Genomic DNA, 15,771 nt, shown 5'->3' with positions numbered 1-15,771 from the left:
ATGGCTACCTTTCTCGGCTATTTCATCTGGGGACTGATCCTGGCCGCGCCGCTGGCCTGGCTGACCTGGCGTTTCGACCTGCTGCGCTGGCTGCCGCGCTGGAGCGCGCCACGTCCGCGCCGGGCCGTTCGGCTGCCGCCGCAACTCGATGCGCTGGTGATCCGCGGCAAGCGCCAGTCCGGCGGAGGACGCCGATGAATCCGTCGACGCAGGCACCCTTCGACGCACCGGCAACCGCGCCGGTTCGCACCGATGCCGCCACCATCGCCATCGTCTCCACCACCGGCGGCGCGGGCCGCAGCACGCTGACCGCCGAACTGGCGTCGCTGCTGACCTGGCGCAAGCATCCCGTGCTGGCCGTGGAGTGCGATCCGCGCAACGTGCTGGGTTTCCACTTCGGCATGCGCGATATCCCGGCCGACGGCATCGGCGCGCACCTGCACGATGCCTCGCCCTCGGCCTGGGCGGCCAGCGGACAACGCAGCGACGACGGCGTGCTGTTCGTGCCATGGGGCGACAGCGCGGAGCTGGGCGCGATCGAGCGGTTGGCCGCCAACTGGCTGGCGCGCCAGATCGAACAGGTGGACTTGCCGCCCGGCAGCGCCATCTTGATCGACACCGCGCCGTGGCCATCGGCGTATGCCAACCAGGCCATCGACGCCGCCGACCTGGTGCTGGTACTGGTGCCGGCCCAGCCGGAAACCTGCCTGACGCTGCGCCGCCTGACGGACAGCCTGGAGGCGCGCGGCAAGACCGCGCACTACGTGGCCACGCGGCTCCAGCCGGCGCGGCAGCTGCATGTCGATATCGTGGCCATGCTGCAGGCAACGCTGGGCCAGGCCATGCTGCCCTACCACGTGCATGAAGACAGCAGCGTGCCCGAAGCGCTGGCGCGCAGCGAGTGCTTCAGCCGCAGCACGCCCCATTCGCAGGCCGCGCACGACCTGAATGGGCTGGCATCGTGGCTGTCGGCGTGGATCGAATCGAATGCGGCGGCCGGGAGCCACGCATGACCACGCGCCTGCCACGGCTCCGACAGTGGATGGCGTCGGCCCGCCAGCGGCTGGCACGCGAACTCGGCGTGGGCACTGGTACCCATCCGTTGCCCCATGCCGGCGACTGGCTGCTGCGCCTGTTCTTCCGCCCGCCGCGTCCCGGCAAGCCCGACATTCCTGCCGAGTGGGCCACGCTGATCTACCGGCGTTCGGTGGCGCGGCTCGGCATCGGCAAACGCCCATCCGCCGGCACCTGGGTGTGGCGCCTGTTCGTTCGTCCGCCCAAGCCGCGCGTGCGGCTTGCCGCCGACCCGCGCAAGCAGCGCGCCCCCGTGGCGCCCGAACGCACCGGCTGGCTGCGCCGATGGATGGACCGCGTGCTGGAACCGCTGTGGCATGCCGCGTCGCGGCTGCGGCACAAGGTGCTGACGCACCTGCCGCGCCCCGACTGGAATCGCGTGGCCTATGTCACGGAGGCCGTGTCGGCGCGCGTGGGCCGCATTCCGTTCGTGCTGCCGGTGTCGCTGGTGCTGGCCGCCATCGCCGCGCTCGCCGTCAGCACCACGCCGCTGCGCCTGGAGGACCAGGTTCTGCTGTTCGCCGTGGTCTGGCTCGTGCTGAGCGTGGTGCGGCGCGTACCGGGGCATCTGGCCACCATCACGATGATCGCCATCTCCACGCTGATGGCGGGCCGCTACATCTGGTGGCGATCCACCCAGACGCTGCAGTTTGCCAGCGCCATCGAGGCCGCAGTCGGCTACGTGCTGTATGCGGCCGAGATCTATACGTGGATCGTGCTGGCGCTTGGCTATCTGCAGACGGCCTGGCCGCTCCACCGCAAGCCGAAGGCCCTGCCGGCCGACCCCGGCCAGTGGCCGACCGTGGATGTCTTCATCCCGACCTACAACGAGTCGCTGAGCGTGATCCAGCCGACCGTCTACGCCGCGCGCAGCATGGACTGGCCGGCGGACAAGCTGCAGGTCTTCATCCTCGACGATGGCCGCCGGCCGCAGATCCGGGCCTTTGCCGAGGCCGCCGGCGTCGGTTACCTGACGCGCACCGACAACCGCCACGCCAAGGCCGGCAACATCAACGCGGCGCTGCCGAAGACCGACGGCGACTACATCGCCATCTTCGACTGCGATCACATCCCCACGCGCTCGTTCCTGCAGATGACCATGGGCGAGTTCCTGTCCGATCCGAACTGCGCACTGGTGCAGACGCCCCATCACTTCTTCTCGCCCGATCCGTTCGAGCGCAACTTCGACACGTTCCGCCGCGTGCCCAACGAAGGCAGCCTGTTCTATGGCCTGATCCAGGACGGCAACGATTTCTGGAACGCCACGTTCTTTTGCGGGTCGTGCGCGGTGATCAAGCGCGGCCCGTTGCTGGAGATCGGCGGCATTGCCGTGGAGACCGTGACCGAGGACGCGCACACGGCGCTGAAGCTGCACCGGCGCGGCTACAACAGCGCCTACCTGCGCACCGTGCAGGCGGCGGGGCTGGCCACCGAAAGCCTGTCGGGCCATATCGGCCAGCGCATCCGCTGGGCGCGCGGCATGGCGCAGATCTTCCGGCTGGACAACCCGATGCTGGGCCGTGGCCTGAAGTTCTTCCAGCGGCTGTGCTACAGCAACGCGATGCTGCACTTCTTCTACGGCATCCCGCGGCTGATCTTCCTGACCATGCCGATTGCCTACCTGTACTTCGGCCTGCACGTGATCAATACGTCGGCGCTGCTGATCATGGCCTATGTGCTGCCGTACCTGCTGATCGCCAACATTACCAACTCCCGCCTGCAGGGGCGCTTCCGGCATTCGTTCTGGGCCGAGGTCTACGAGTCGGTGCTGGCGTGGTACATCGTGCTGCCCACCACGGTGGCCTTCATCAACCCGCGCGCGGGCAAGTTCAACGTGACGGCCAAGGGCGGCCAGATTGCCGACGACTACCTGGACTGGACGATCTCCAAGCCGTATCTGTTCCTGCTGGCGCTGAACGTGATCGGCCTGGGCGCGGGCATTGCCCGGCTGCTGTTCTGGGGCACCGAGGAACCCGCCACGGTGTTGATGAACATGGCGTGGGCCCTGTTCAACCTGATGATGCTGGGCGCCGCCATTGGCGTGGCGCGCGAGGCGCGCCAGGTGCGTGTGTCGCACCGCATTCCGATGCGCGTGCCCGCCACGCTGCTGCTGCCCGATGGCCGCACGCTGGCCTGCAAGACCGAGAACTATTCGATTGGCGGGCTGGGCGTGGTGCTGCCCATCGACGTGCCGCTGCAGGCAGGCGCGCGGGTGGGCGTGTGCCTGTCGCGCGGCCCCCGCACCTATCATTTTCCGGCCGTGGTCACGCGTAACGTAAACCGGCATCTGGGCGTACGGATGGAAGACCTGACGATGGCCCGCGAAACGCAGCTGATCCAGTGCACGTTCGGCCGCGCCGATGCGTGGGTCGACTGGCTGGACGACGAGCGCGTGGACGCGCCGCTGCGCAGCCTCAAGGAAGTCATGGAGATGGGCTACCAGGGCCTGCTGCGGCTCTACGACGCCCTGGTCGATGCCGTGGACCTGGTCATGGCGCGACGCCGTTCGCGCCAGCCCTGATCGAGACAACATGGGACTCTGGAACCTCTACTTCCTCGCCAAGCTCTACCTGTTCCACACCGGGCAGATGAAGCCGATATGGCTGCTGAACCTCCTGTTCGCGCTGCTGCTGGTCATGCCGATGGAGTCGCGCCCGCTGCGGGTGATCCGGCAGGTGCTGGCCATCGCGGTGGGAGCGGCGCTGGCATGGCGCGAATCGACGCTGCCGCCGTTCGAGCGCGTGATCTCGCAGTTCGCGAACATCCGCGCCTTCACGCCCGCCTATCTGATGGAACTGCTGCAGCGGCTGGTGACGATCCAGATGGTGGTGGCCGTGCTGCTGGCCCTGGTCATCTTCCTGCTGCTCAACCGCTGGCTGCGCACCACCACGTTCGTGCTGATCGCCCTGTTCGCGATGCCGTTCTGGTACGGCCCGGGCGTGACGCTGCCGGGCCGGGGCGCGGCCGTGGCGCAGGCGGCCAACAGCCCGCGCGCGGACATCAACGCCACCAACAACTACGACGCCATCCTGACCGCATTCCGCGAGCAGGAGGCGCAGCGCACGGCCACGGTGTCGCCGCTGACGGCCAGCCCCGACGCGCAGTTCGACGTCATCGTGCTGCATATCTGTTCGCTGTCGTGGGACGACCTGGATGCGGCCAGGAGCCTGAACCACCCGCTGCTGTCGCGCTTCGACTACCTGTTCAAGAACTTCAGCTCGGCGGCCAGCTACAGCGGCCCGGCGGCCATCCGCGTGCTGCGCGGCGCGTGCGGCCAGACGCCGCACAAGAACCTGTACGACCCCGCCCCGGCCGAGTGCCATATCTTTGCCGATCTGGCGCAGGCCGGTTTTACGCCTCACGTGCTGATGAACCACGACGGCCGCTTCGACAATTTCCGCGGCTTTGTCGACAAGGAGATCGGCATGCCGGGCGTGCAGCCGGAAGCCACCGACGGCGTGCCGGTGGCCATGCGCGCGTTCGACGACTCGCCGGTACTGGGCGACTTCGACACGTTCGACCACTGGTACAGGCAGCGCCTGACGCGGGACAGGAAGCCGGTGGCGCTGTACTACAACACCGTGACGCTGCACGACGGCAACCGGCTGCCGGGCAAGCGGCTGACCAGCCTGGAATCGTATCCGCTGCGGCTCAAGGCGCTGCTGGACGACGTGGACAGGATCCTCGACACCATCGCCAAATCGGGCCGCAAGGCCGTGGTGGTGTTCGTGCCCGAGCACGGCGCGGCGCTGCGCGGCGACAAGAACCAGATCTCGGGCCTGCGCGAGATTCCCACGCCGAACATCATCCACGTGCCGGTCGGCGTCAAGCTGGTGGGCCTGCCCGGCACGGAGACACCCCAGCCGGTGACCATCGACGCGCCGATGAGCTTTCTGGGGCTGTCGCAACTGGTGTTCAATCTCGTGGCGGACAGCCCGTTCCGGCAGGGCGCGCCGGCGCTGTCGCACTATTCCGACGACCTGCCGCAAACCCAGATGGTCGGCGAGAACGAGGGAACGATCACGATGAAGCGCACCGACGGCTACGTGGTGCATACGCCCGACGGCGTCTGGGTGGAGCAGAAATGAGCGCGCGTCCGATTACCAAACCCATCACCTCGCGCAAGGCGGCCATCGCCTACAACGACATCGACGCGCTGGCCCAGAAGGTGGACGGCTTTGACGGCCGCCACTACTTCGACCAGCAAGGCGAGGTGGAAACGGCCGAAGCCGCGCAACGCTGGCCGCTGCTGGCGCGGGTGTTGGGGCTGTCATCGCTGCCCCGCCGCGCCGCCGCCCCCGCGCTTTGCGCATCGCGAAACGACGGCACTTGATACTGCATTGCGCGCCGTTTAAAACCGCTAATGCCGCCACCCCTCGCGAGTAGGGCCTTAAGCCTTGATTTGAAAGGCTTTTCGTCACGGATTCGACATAATGGCCGCCTAGACTCGGGGCCATTTTCCAATTCCCCGCTCGCTTCGTCATGTCCGGCTTTCTGGTGGATTCTCCTGCTGCGCGACCGCGCTTCCGGCAGCCGTGCGCGGAGGATCTGGCCGTGTCCACGCCGTCCGTCACCACTGACCATACGAACCAGGACGTGCTGGAAGTCTTTGCGCTGCACCGGGAACTGGCCTGCCTGCCCGTCACCGAGCAAGGCCGGCCCATCGGCCTGATCAACCGGTCGATCTTCCTGTCCCAGATGAGCAAGCCGTACCACCGCGAGCTCTACAACCGCAAGAGCTGTATCGCGTTCATGGACAAGGAGCCTCTGGTCGTCGACGCCGAGATGAGTATCGACGCCCTGACGTTCCGCACGGTGGAATACGGCGAAAAGGCGCTGGCCGATGGCTTCATCGTGGCCCGCGCTGGCCAGTACCTGGGCCTGGGCCACGGCCTGCAACTGATGCGCGTGGTGGCCGACATGCAGGCCGAGCGCAACCGCCAGATCATGCACAGCATCGACTACGCCAGCACCATCCAGCGGGCCATGCTGCGCACGTCGCGCGAGACCCTGGCCGCCACGCTGGCCGATGCCGCGCTGGTCTGGGAGCCGCGCGACGTGGTGGGCGGCGACTTCTACCACTTTGCCGCCTTCAAGGACGGCTGGTTTGCCGCGCTGGCCGACTGCACGGGGCACGGCGTGCCGGGCGCCTTCATGACGCTGATCGCGTCGTCGCTGCTGAGCCAGGCCCTGGAGCAACTGGGGCCGCGCGACCCTGGCGCGCTGCTGATGGCCGTGAACCGCGGCATCAAGCAGATGCTGGCCCAGACCGATCGGGAACCACGGCAGACGCCGGACGCATCCGAATCGGACGATGGCCTGGACGCCGCATTCTTCTGGTTCGACAACGCCACGCGGCAACTGACATTTGCGGGCGCGAAGTCGGCGCTGTTCGTGCTGCAGCCCGGCGACACCGAGGGGGCCATGATCAACGGCGCCCGCATGGGCGTGGGCTACGTGGACACGGCCATGGACTACGTCTGGCACAACAGCGCCGTGCAGACGCAGACGGGCACGCTGGTCTTCGTGACCACCGACGGGCTGATCGACCAGATCGGCGGCCCCAGGGAAATTGCATTCGGCAAGCGCCGCATGCGCGAGGCGATCTGCGCGCAGCGCGACGCATCGGCCACGCGGATCAGCGACGCCGTACTGGACGCGCATCGCGCGTGGCAAGGCGAACAACGCCGCCGCGACGACCTGACATTCTTCTGCTTCCGTGCGCAATGACATCCGACCTGCGCACCCAACCGCTCGCCCATGACCGCCGCACAATCGATTGACAAGGAATATGAGCCGTTCTTCCAGATGGCTCGGGAACGCAACGTGATTTTCTACTACGTCGGCTATTTTTCGCAGAACATCATCGCCGCCATGTCCGATGCGGTGCGACTGCAGCTTACCGTGAGCGGCGTGGACGGCACCACGCGGCGCAAGCTGTTCTCGTCGTTCGTGGAGATGGCGCAGAACATCGTCCACTATTCGTCCGACGCGCTGACGTCGCCGTCGCAGCCGGACGGGCAGCTGCGCCACGGCTCGGTCTGCATCAGCATGGTGGACGAGCACTACCGCCTGATGTGTTCGAATCCGGTATCCTCGGCCCGCGTCGAGCAACTGCGCGGCACGCTGGACAAGGTGCGCACCATGACCCTGGAAGAAATCAAGCGCGCCTACAAGGAAACGCTGCGCGCCGATGCCCCCGAAGGCAGCAAGGGTGCCGGGCTTGGCATCCTGACGATGGCGCGCGACGCGAGCGCACCCCTGGAGTACAACTTTCAGCCGATCGACACGGACCCGGTCTCGACGATGTTCCAGCTCGTCGCCACCATCTGACCCCGACCGATCGCACCGAACCGCCATGGAAAACCTGTTCATCGCCGCCACGCCAAGCTCGCCCGAAGTGAGCTTCGACTTCGCGCGGCACACGCTCTCGCTCAAGGGCGAGTCCTACCCCGAGAATGCCGCCGTGTTCTACGGCGAGGCGATCAGCCGCCTGCGCAAGTACCTGGCCGACTGCGACGACACGGACGTGACCGTGAACGTGGCCCTGACGTACTTCAACAGCTCGAGCACCAAGATGCTGTTCAGCATGTTCGACGCGCTCAATGAGGCAGCCGAGCGCGGCAACCACGTGACGCTGCACTGGTTCCACGACGAAGACGACGACACCATCCTGGAATTTGGCCAGGAACTGCACGACGACTTCCCCGCCATCGACTTCATCGACGAAGTGACCACCAGCAGTTGAACGCGCCGCGCGACATGCCCCCCGCCGCAGCCATGTCGGAACCCGACCTGTTCGAATCGGAGAACAGCGCCCTGGCCCATGCCAAGGCCGTGTTCTGCGACGTGGACGCCGGGGAGGAAGCCTATCGCCATACGCTGGGCCAGCTGATCAGCTATTACGAACGGCTGATGCGCGAGACGCGCCGCCTGATCCGCCGCAGCGACCGCGAGGAGCTGGAAATGAACCGGCTGAACCACCGGCTGCAGGAACTGGCCCAGGAACTGGAGTACCGCGCCACGCACGATACGCTGACCGGCGCCCTGAACCGCGGCGCCGTGATCGACCGCGCCACCGCGGCGCTGGCGCGCGGCAGCCTGGCGCTGATCGTGCTCGACATCGACCACTTCAAGCGGCTCAACGACGATTTCGGCCATCCGGCCGGCGACACGGTGATCTGCGGCGTCACGGCCTGCCTGAAGGACACGGTCCGGGCCGAAGGCGCGATCGGCCGCGTGGGCGGCGAGGAATTTGCCGCGCTGCTGCCCGATGTCTCGATGGACGATGCGCTGGAGCTGGCCGAGCGGATGCGCTGCGCCATCGCCGGCCACGGATTTCCGTCACCCGTGAACCGCCAGGTGACGGCCAGCTTCGGCGTGAGCTGGTCCGCCCAGGGCCGCACATTCGAACACGCCTACGGCCGCGCCGACGAGGCCCTGTACGAAGCCAAACGCAGCGGGCGCAACCGCGTGGCCTGCGCCATCACGGCCTGAGCCGATCTGCCGGCCCGCCGGCCCGGCGCCCGCCGCCGCCGCCCGCCCGATTTCTATTGCCTGATCCGCTCCGGGTGCGTGGCGTAGTACGCCAGCACCAGCGATGCGGTGAACGCCATGCCAGCCACGGCAAAGGCAATCAACGTCGGCATGGCAAAACCCCGGCTTTCCTTCGACATGCGAACCTCCTGGAATGGACGTTCTTGCATGGTAGGCGTCCTCGCCCCACTTTGCGAACTGTCTTATAGCGATTGCCCGCGCGATGGCCGACAGTCGAGGTTGAACATTTTTCAACCGGAGGCCTCAGGCATGACGCCCAAACAGCAAAGACACCGCTCACGCTCCAAAAGACACCGCAACGTCCGCGACGGTGGGATCCTGCGCGGCGAATTTGATGCCAACGTTCGACGGCTCGACGAACGCATGAATCGCATGTTCGCCAAAAGCGACGAACGGTACAGAAAGGAGTGCGAAGCGCGCGACGAGCGGCTCAGGAAGGAGTGGCAAGAGCGAGACGCGCAGCGCAGGAAGGAGTTGCAAGAACAAGACGAGCAGCGCAGGAAGGAGCGCGAAGCACAGGACGCGCAGCGCAGGAAGGAACGCGAGGAATATGACGAGCGGCTCAGGAAGGAACGCGAGGAACAAGACGAGCGGCTCAGCAAGGAACGCGAAAAGCGGAAACAAGAATATGAAAAGCAGTGCAAAGAACAAAACGAACGGGACAGAAGGGAAGCCGAGAGGCGCATTGAAGAATCCAACCGGCGGACCGACGCGCTGTTGAAGGGCATGGATGAACGCTTCGCCGCGCAGTCCCGAAGCCTGGAGCAGCGGCTCTCCATCGAGCTGAATAACTTCCGCGAAATGATGGCCGTCAATTTGCGCAGCATGGACAAACGCATCGACGACATGAAGGAGCAATTCACGGCCCAGACGATGGCGATACGCGAGGACGTCGTCGAAATCCGCAGGGAATCGAAACTGCTGCGATGGAATATCTGGATCGCTGCCTGCACGACAGTCCTGGGCGTGGCGGGCGCGATGTCTGCGATGAACTCGGTCATCATCAGCGCGTTCGAGTCAGGACGCAGCGCGTCGGCGGCCGTTGCCCGGCGCGCAACGCCGCCCGCAACGCCGCCCGCAACGCCGCCCAGCCCCACGAACATGACAAATCTGTCATCCGGTAACACCCAGAAGCCAGCCGCATCGTCGGACGTTAGCACTCACACGCCCCTCCACCGTAGGGAAGACGCCGGAGATACATTAAAAGACAATCGGTCTCAGTCATGATTGACCCCATGACATTTCACCCGGCCCGCTCGCCCCCGCGCAGCGGGCATTTTTTTGGGTCAGCCGCCCAAGGTCGCCGGCCACTCACCTCCGCCCCCTTCGGCAGCATCCACGCATCGCTGCTGGACACCTTCACCGGCTCTGCTATAATCGCGGACTTCCCGGAGAGATGGATGAGTGGTTTAAGTCGCACGCCTGGAAAGCGTGTATAGGTTAATAGCCTATCGGGGGTTCGAATCCCCCTCTCTCCGCCAGAATTCCGTTCGAAGCACAAACCAAAAAGCCGTCCAATTGGACGGCTTTTTGGTTCAATCTCTGCTCTTCTACCTTCTGACCACTCGCCACACTGGCCGCCGAACTTCGTTCGCCGGCCGGTAGTACGTAGTCGGTCGCCACGAAGCCATACGCAAGACCGATCAATACGCCTATCGATATGGCGATCAGGTGCGCGTCAATTGGGTGTGTACGCCCCGTCCTTCTCTGACCACCGGTAAGATTTGCGCCATTTTCCGTTTCGTTCGCGCAACTGGATGTCCTTGAAGCCGGCGGTGGCTCGTCCCGAAATCACCAGCACATTGCTGCCATCGTAGACATCACGATTGCGGGTGCCGTCCTTGTTCCAATCGCCGGCGATCATCTTCATGTACATCATCGGTGCGGCAAAGACGACGTGCAGTGCCTCGCCGTCCTGCATGAACAGGTACAGTGCCTCGAACGAAGCGCCCCCACCTGAATAGCCTTCGCTCCAGCTAGCCCGGACGCCGAAGGTGGCGTGGCTGTCATTGAGATGGTAAGGCGCCGGATCGAAACGTAGCCAGGTGCTGGGCAATCCCGCGTCGCTCAGATCCTCTGGCGAATCGAGATTGGAGCCGCTCCAGTTCGTCGGTACGGTAACGGGTTCCTGCGTCCGTGCCAGCAGCCTGGCGTCGCCGCCCGCATGGCGCTCGAATACACCAAACCACGCAGTTCCTGATTCTGTCCGGCACTCGTCCGCCCAGTATCTGCGTTCGCGGGAAGCATCTTCCGGCGAATCCGCCATGCAGACCATGGCCACATACTTGTCAGGATTACCCGGCCATGGCTTTGCGCCCGCCAGGATCAATGCGTTTGGATCCGCTTCCGGCGCCAGCTGGTGTACAAGCGATGTTGTCGAGAAGCCTTCGGGCAATTGTGTACCGAAGCCATCTGGCTGTGGCGTGCCTCGGATTTGGCGATCGAACACTGCGCGGCCTTCTGGCGTGGTCAGCTTGCCGGGCACCTTGTCGATGGACGTGGCAGTGCCCGCCGCACAAGCGAAACTCGCAATCATTGCCAGGGAAGTTGCCAGAAAGAAGTGGCGCGCTTGCATGTGTGACATGGATGAGGATTCGAGGTTGCTGACGTGCCGCCGCCATTCAATGACACGTGTGGTGCGACACTCCGGGGCAGCAGTTTGCCCGACGCGATAGGCGGATCGCAATCGCTGGAATCCTAAAAAGCAAGAGAAATAACGCCCTACCCCTTCCTCAAATAATTCACCAGCCGATCGATCACCGGCGCATTCCTGGGCGTGATCAGGCTGACCAGTATGGCGGCCGCGAAGCCGGCCGGGACGCCGAATGCTCCGGACGCGATCGGGTCCACGCCGAACCATCGGTTGCCGAAAATGCCGGTCATGCGGGTGAAGAACGGGTAGTTCACGAAGATGTAGTACACCGCCACGGCAAGGCCGGTCGCCATGCCGGCGACGGCACCGGCGGCCGTGGTACGGCGCCAGAAGATGGCCAGCACCAGCACCGGGAAGAAGCTCGATGCCGCGAGCGAGAAAGCCGCGCCGACCAGGAACAGGATATTGCCGGGCCGTAGCGACGTGACGTACGACGCGAACAGCGCCACGCCCAGCAACACCACCTTGGCCGTGGTCACGCGGCGCTGGTGGGTCGCCTGGCGGTCGATCATGTGGTAATAGACATCGTGGGACAGCGCGTTGGCGATGGTCAGCAGCAGTCCATCCGCCGTCGACAGTGCCGCGGCCAGTGCGCCGGCGGCGACCAGGCCGGAAATCACATAGGGCAGGCCGGCGATTTCCGGCGCGGCCAGCACGATCATGTCGGGCTGGATCAGTATCTCGGCCCATTGCACGATGCCGTCGCCATTCATGTCGCGGATGCCCAATACCGGCGGATCGACCTTGCGCCATTGCACCACCCACTGTGGCAGTTCCGCGTACGGCGTGCCCACCAGGTGCTGAAAAAACTCGACCTTGACCAGCGCCGCCAGCGTCGGCGCCGACACATAGAGCAGCGCGATGCAGAACACGGCCCACGCCACGGAATTGCGGCTTTCCTTGACCGATGGCGTCGTGTAGAGCCGCGTCAGGATATGGGGCAGGCTGGCCGTGCCGACCATCAGGCAAAACACCAGCAGCACGAAATTGAGCCGCCGCGTCTTGCGTTCCTGCTCCGACGCCGCGGGATACGGCTCGGTCGATGGCGTGGAAGGCTGGCTGCGCGCCAGGGCTTCTTCCCGCTGCTGCGTCCACTGCTGCAGGGCGGCCGCGGCGTCGTCGGGAAACGCCTGCCGTTCGCGCTCCACCGTCTTGATCTCGCGCAGCGGCGCATTGCGGGCGCGTAGCTCCAGCAGGCGCGCATCGAGCAGTTGCCGCTCCTCGTTGAATGACATCGGCAGCCGGGCAATGCGCTCCTGCAGGTCGATGGCCTGCTGGCGGAAGATCTCGCGCACCTGCTGTTCCGCGGGATCGCGATCGAGCCGCTTCTCCGCAGCGTCGATCTGCTGGAGCAGGCCGCCATAGCTGACCTGCGGCAACACCTGGTGGTGGTGCTTCCAGGCAATCAGCGACACCGCCAGCAGGAAGGCCACGATCAGCATGATGTACTGCGCCACCTGCGTCCACGTCACCGCGCGCATGCCGCCCAGGAACGAACATACCAGGATGCCGGCCAGGCCGAAGAACACGCCCACCGCGAATTCCACGCCGATAAAGCGCGTGACGATCAGCCCCACGCCCTGGATCTGGGCCACCAGGTAGACGAACGAACATAGCGATGCCGCCAGTACGGCAATCGCCCGCACGGGGATATTGCCGCCCGGCTTGCCATTGCCATAGCGCGCCGCCAGAAAATCGGGAATCGTATATCCGCCATATTTGCGGAGATACGGCGCCAGCAGGAATGCCACCAGGCAGTAGCCGCCGGTCCAGCCCATCACATAGGCCAGCCCCTCGTAGCCCGACGCGAAAATGATGCCGGCCAGGCCGATGAACGAGGCGGCGCTCATCCAGTCCGCCGCGATAGCCATGCCGTTGAACATGGCTGGCACGCGCCGACCGGCCACATAGTATTCGTTGAGATCCGAGGTGCGGCAGATCAGGCCGATGCACGCATAGATCGCGATCGTGACGAACAGGAACACGTAGCCCAGCCAGAGCGCATCGGCGTTCGAATGTTCGAGCAGGCCCATCATGCCGACGAAGCCGAACAGGCCGAGCGTGAACAGGCCGTAGTACAGCATCAGCCGGCGGCGAAAGCGCGACTGGGTGTCTGGCATCAGCGCAACGATAAGTGGGAATCAGTGTGGAAAAAAAGCATTGTGCCCGCCCCGGGCGGCGCCGGGGCGGGCACAACGTGGGTCACGCAGCCGGATAGCGTGCATGAACCCGTGGCGTTACTGCGCCTGCTTCAGTTGGTCCAGGATAGCCGGGTTTTCCAGCGTCGAGGTGTCCTGCGTGATTTCCTCGCCCTTGGCCAGCGACCGCAGCAGGCGTCGCATGATCTTGCCGGAGCGCGTCTTGGGCAGGTTGTCGCCAAAGCGGATGTCCTTGGGCTTGGCGATCGGGCCGATTTCCTTGCCCACCCAGTTGCGCAGTTCGGCGGCGATCTTCGTGGCTTCGTCGCCGGTCGGACGCGACCGCTTGAGCACCACGAACGCGCAGATGGCCTCGCCCGTGGTGTCGTCGGGGCGGCCCACCACGGCGGCCTCGGCCACGATCGGGTTCGACACCAGCGCCGATTCGATCTCCATCGTGCCCATGCGGTGCCCCGACACGTTCAGCACGTCGTCGATGCGGCCCATGATCGTGAAGTAGCCGGTGTCCTTGTCGCGGATCGATCCGTCACCGGCCAGGTACAGCGTGCCGCCCAGTTCCTCGGGGAAGTAGCTCTTCTTGAAGCGTTCCGGATCGCCCCAGATCGTGCGGATCATCGACGGCCACGGACGCTTGATCACCAGGATGCCACCGCTGCCGTTCGGCACGTCCTGCCCCGTTTCATCGACGATGGCCGCCATGATGCCCGGCAGCGGCAGCGTGCACGAACCCGGCACCAGCGGCGTGGCCCCCGGCAGCGGCGTGATCACGTGGCCGCCGGTTTCGGTCTGCCAGAACGTGTCGACGATCGGGCAGCGTTCCTGGCCGATGTTCTTGTAGTACCACATCCACGCCTCGGGATTGATCGGCTCGCCAACGGTGCCGAGCAGGCGCAGGCTCGACAGGTCGTACTGCTTCGGGTGGATCTTCTCGTCGGCCTCGGCCGCCTTGATCAGCGAACGGATCGCGGTAGGCGCCGTGTAGAAGATGCTGACCTTGTGGCGCTGGATCATCTCCCAGAAACGCCCGGCGTTCGGGAAGGTCGGCACGCCTTCGAACACGACCTGCGTGGCGCCCGCGGCCAGCGGGCCGTAGGCAATATAGGTATGGCCGGTGACCCAGCCGATATCGGCGGTACACCAGAACATGTCTTCGGGCTTGACGTCGAAGGTCCAGCGCATCGTCATCAGCGCCCACAGCAGGTAGCCGCCGGTGCTGTGCTGCACGCCCTTCGGCTTGCCGGTGGAGCCCGATGTATAGAGCACGAACAGCGGATGCTCGGCGCTGACCGGCTCGGCTTCGCATTGATCGGGCTGGCCGGCCGACACGTCTTCCATATAGCGGTCGCGGCCTTCGGTCCAGGCCACCTTGCCGCCGGTGCGGCGATAGACCACCACATGCTTGACCGCTTCGCAGCCGCCCAGCGCCAGCGCCTCGTCGGCAATCGCCTTGAGCGGCAGCGCCTTGCCGCCGCGCATCTGTTCGTCGGCGGTGATCAGCGCCACGGCGCCCACGTCCACCAGGCGTTCCTGCAGCGACTTGGCCGAGAAACCGCCAAACACCACCGAATGCGTGGCGCCGATGCGCGCGCAGGCCTGCATGGCCACCACGCCTTCCACCGACATCGGCATGTAGATGACCACGCGGTCACCCTTCTTGATGCCCAGCGCCTTCAGGCCATTGGCGAAGCGGCTGACCTTCGCCAGCAGTTCCTTGTAGCTGACGCGCGCGACGGCGCCGTCGTCCGCTTCGAAGACGATGGCGGTCTTGTCGCCATTGCCCTTCTCGATATTGCGCTCGAGGCAGTTGTACGACGCATTGAGCTGGCCGTCCTCGAACCACTTGTAGAACGGCGCATGGCTTTCGTCCAGCACCTTGGTGAACGGCTTGTGCCAGTGCAGCAGTTCGCGGGCGTGGCGCGCCCAGAAGCCTTCGTAGTCGCGCTCCGCCTCGGCGCACAGGGCGTTGTACGCCTCCATGCTCGGAATCGCGGCGTTCTTCGCGAACGACTCCGGGGGATTGAAAACGCGATGCTCCTGCATTACCGACTCGATGGCGGACATGGGTTGTCTCCTGGTTTGGCTTTGACTGCTTTGGGTGCAAGGTACGCCCGGCGCCTTACTTAAACCTGACTTTCCGCTCTGGGCGATGCTGCGATGCAGCAGCTCTGGCAAGGCACGGCACGGGAGACTTGGGGGCACAAGTGCAGTCGGCTCTACTAAGTTAGCACAGCTATATGGCGCCGGACCCAAATACCTGAACGCCGCGCCTCCCCTTTCCATCGGCGTGCAAGCCTTGCCGTCGCGCCCGGGCCATGGCCGCTCCCGACA

At 65.3% G+C, this 15,771-nt stretch carries 14 protein-coding genes and 1 tRNA gene; 11 read left to right on the top strand and 4 right to left on the bottom strand.

The annotated features are described in order from the left end of the window. From AC24R4_RS22475 to AC24R4_RS22435, 9 genes are all read left to right on the top strand, one after another. Positions 1-198 (top strand): hypothetical protein, encoded by a 198-nt coding sequence (locus tag AC24R4_RS22475; protein ID WP_400392254.1) that lies wholly within the window; start codon positions 1-3, stop codon positions 196-198. Continuing rightward, on the top strand, positions 195-1,013 hold the full coding sequence (gene bcsQ, locus AC24R4_RS22470; RefSeq protein WP_400392252.1) for a cellulose biosynthesis protein BcsQ: 819 nt from the start codon (positions 195-197) through the stop codon (positions 1,011-1,013). The genes AC24R4_RS22475 and bcsQ overlap by 4 nt, the downstream gene beginning before the upstream one ends. Then, the gene (bcsA, locus tag AC24R4_RS22465; RefSeq protein ID WP_400392249.1) at positions 1,010-3,595 is read left to right on the top strand and encodes a UDP-forming cellulose synthase catalytic subunit; all 2,586 of its coding nucleotides are present in this window, start codon (positions 1,010-1,012) and stop codon (positions 3,593-3,595) included. Before bcsQ ends, bcsA begins: the two co-directional genes overlap by 4 nt. Before the next feature lie 10 nt (positions 3,596-3,605). Beyond that, positions 3,606-5,162 carry a cellulose biosynthesis protein BcsG gene (gene bcsG / locus AC24R4_RS22460; RefSeq protein ID WP_400392246.1) on the top strand — a complete coding sequence of 519 codons (1,557 nt, stop codon included), beginning with the start codon at positions 3,606-3,608 and terminating at the stop codon, positions 5,160-5,162. After that, positions 5,159-5,407 carry a BcsR/BcsP family cellulose biosynthesis protein gene (gene bcsR, locus AC24R4_RS22455; protein WP_400392244.1) on the top strand — a complete coding sequence of 83 codons (249 nt, stop codon included), beginning with the start codon at positions 5,159-5,161 and terminating at the stop codon, positions 5,405-5,407. Before bcsG ends, bcsR begins: the two co-directional genes overlap by 4 nt. 149 nt (positions 5,408-5,556) lie before the next feature. Continuing rightward, on the top strand, positions 5,557-6,804 hold the full coding sequence (locus AC24R4_RS22450; RefSeq protein ID WP_400392241.1) for a SpoIIE family protein phosphatase: 1,248 nt from the start codon (positions 5,557-5,559) through the stop codon (positions 6,802-6,804). A gap of 30 nt (positions 6,805-6,834) precedes the next feature. Further along, positions 6,835-7,407, top strand: coding sequence for a SiaB family protein kinase (locus tag AC24R4_RS22445; RefSeq protein WP_400392239.1), 573 nt, complete (start codon positions 6,835-6,837; stop codon positions 7,405-7,407). A 25-nt stretch (positions 7,408-7,432) separates the two neighbouring features. Beyond that, the gene (locus AC24R4_RS22440) at positions 7,433-7,822 is read left to right on the top strand and encodes a DUF1987 domain-containing protein (protein ID WP_066735760.1); all 390 of its coding nucleotides are present in this window, start codon (positions 7,433-7,435) and stop codon (positions 7,820-7,822) included. A 32-nt stretch (positions 7,823-7,854) separates the two neighbouring features. Beyond that, a complete protein-coding gene (locus tag AC24R4_RS22435; RefSeq protein ID WP_400392267.1) occupies positions 7,855-8,571 on the top strand; it encodes a GGDEF domain-containing protein in 717 nt (238 codons plus the stop codon). Positions 8,572-8,624: 53 nt separating this feature from the next. On the opposite strand, the gene AC24R4_RS22430 is transcribed toward AC24R4_RS22435, so the two are convergent. Further along, a complete protein-coding gene (locus tag AC24R4_RS22430; protein WP_487523632.1) occupies positions 8,625-8,780 on the bottom strand; it encodes a hypothetical protein in 156 nt (51 codons plus the stop codon). Between the two features lie 100 nt (positions 8,781-8,880). On the opposite strand from AC24R4_RS22430, the gene AC24R4_RS22425 reads away from it, so the two are divergent. Further along, positions 8,881-9,858 (top strand): hypothetical protein, encoded by a 978-nt coding sequence (locus tag AC24R4_RS22425; protein WP_487523631.1) that lies wholly within the window; start codon positions 8,881-8,883, stop codon positions 9,856-9,858. 163 nt (positions 9,859-10,021) lie between these two features. Further along, positions 10,022-10,112, top strand: a tRNA-Ser gene (locus AC24R4_RS22420). A 197-nt stretch (positions 10,113-10,309) separates the two neighbouring features. Here AC24R4_RS22420 and AC24R4_RS22415 read toward each other — a convergent pair. The 3 genes from AC24R4_RS22415 to acs form a co-directional block, all read right to left on the bottom strand. Continuing rightward, complete coding sequence (locus AC24R4_RS22415) at positions 10,310-11,215, bottom strand: hypothetical protein (RefSeq protein ID WP_487523630.1); 906 nt, start codon at positions 11,213-11,215, stop codon at positions 10,310-10,312. A 137-nt stretch (positions 11,216-11,352) separates the two neighbouring features. Beyond that, positions 11,353-13,404, bottom strand: a complete 2,052-nt coding sequence (locus AC24R4_RS22410; protein WP_400394381.1) for a VC_2705 family sodium/solute symporter — start codon at positions 13,402-13,404, stop codon at positions 11,353-11,355. Positions 13,405-13,521: 117 nt separating this feature from the next. Beyond that, on the bottom strand, positions 13,522-15,504 hold the full coding sequence (gene acs / locus AC24R4_RS22405; RefSeq protein WP_400394379.1) for an acetate--CoA ligase: 1,983 nt from the start codon (positions 15,502-15,504) through the stop codon (positions 13,522-13,524). Positions 15,505-15,771: the final 267 nt, after the last annotated feature.

This window comes from Cupriavidus sp. CER-90 (assembly GCF_057652055.1).
This window is presented reverse-complemented; position numbering and strand designations above follow the sequence as displayed.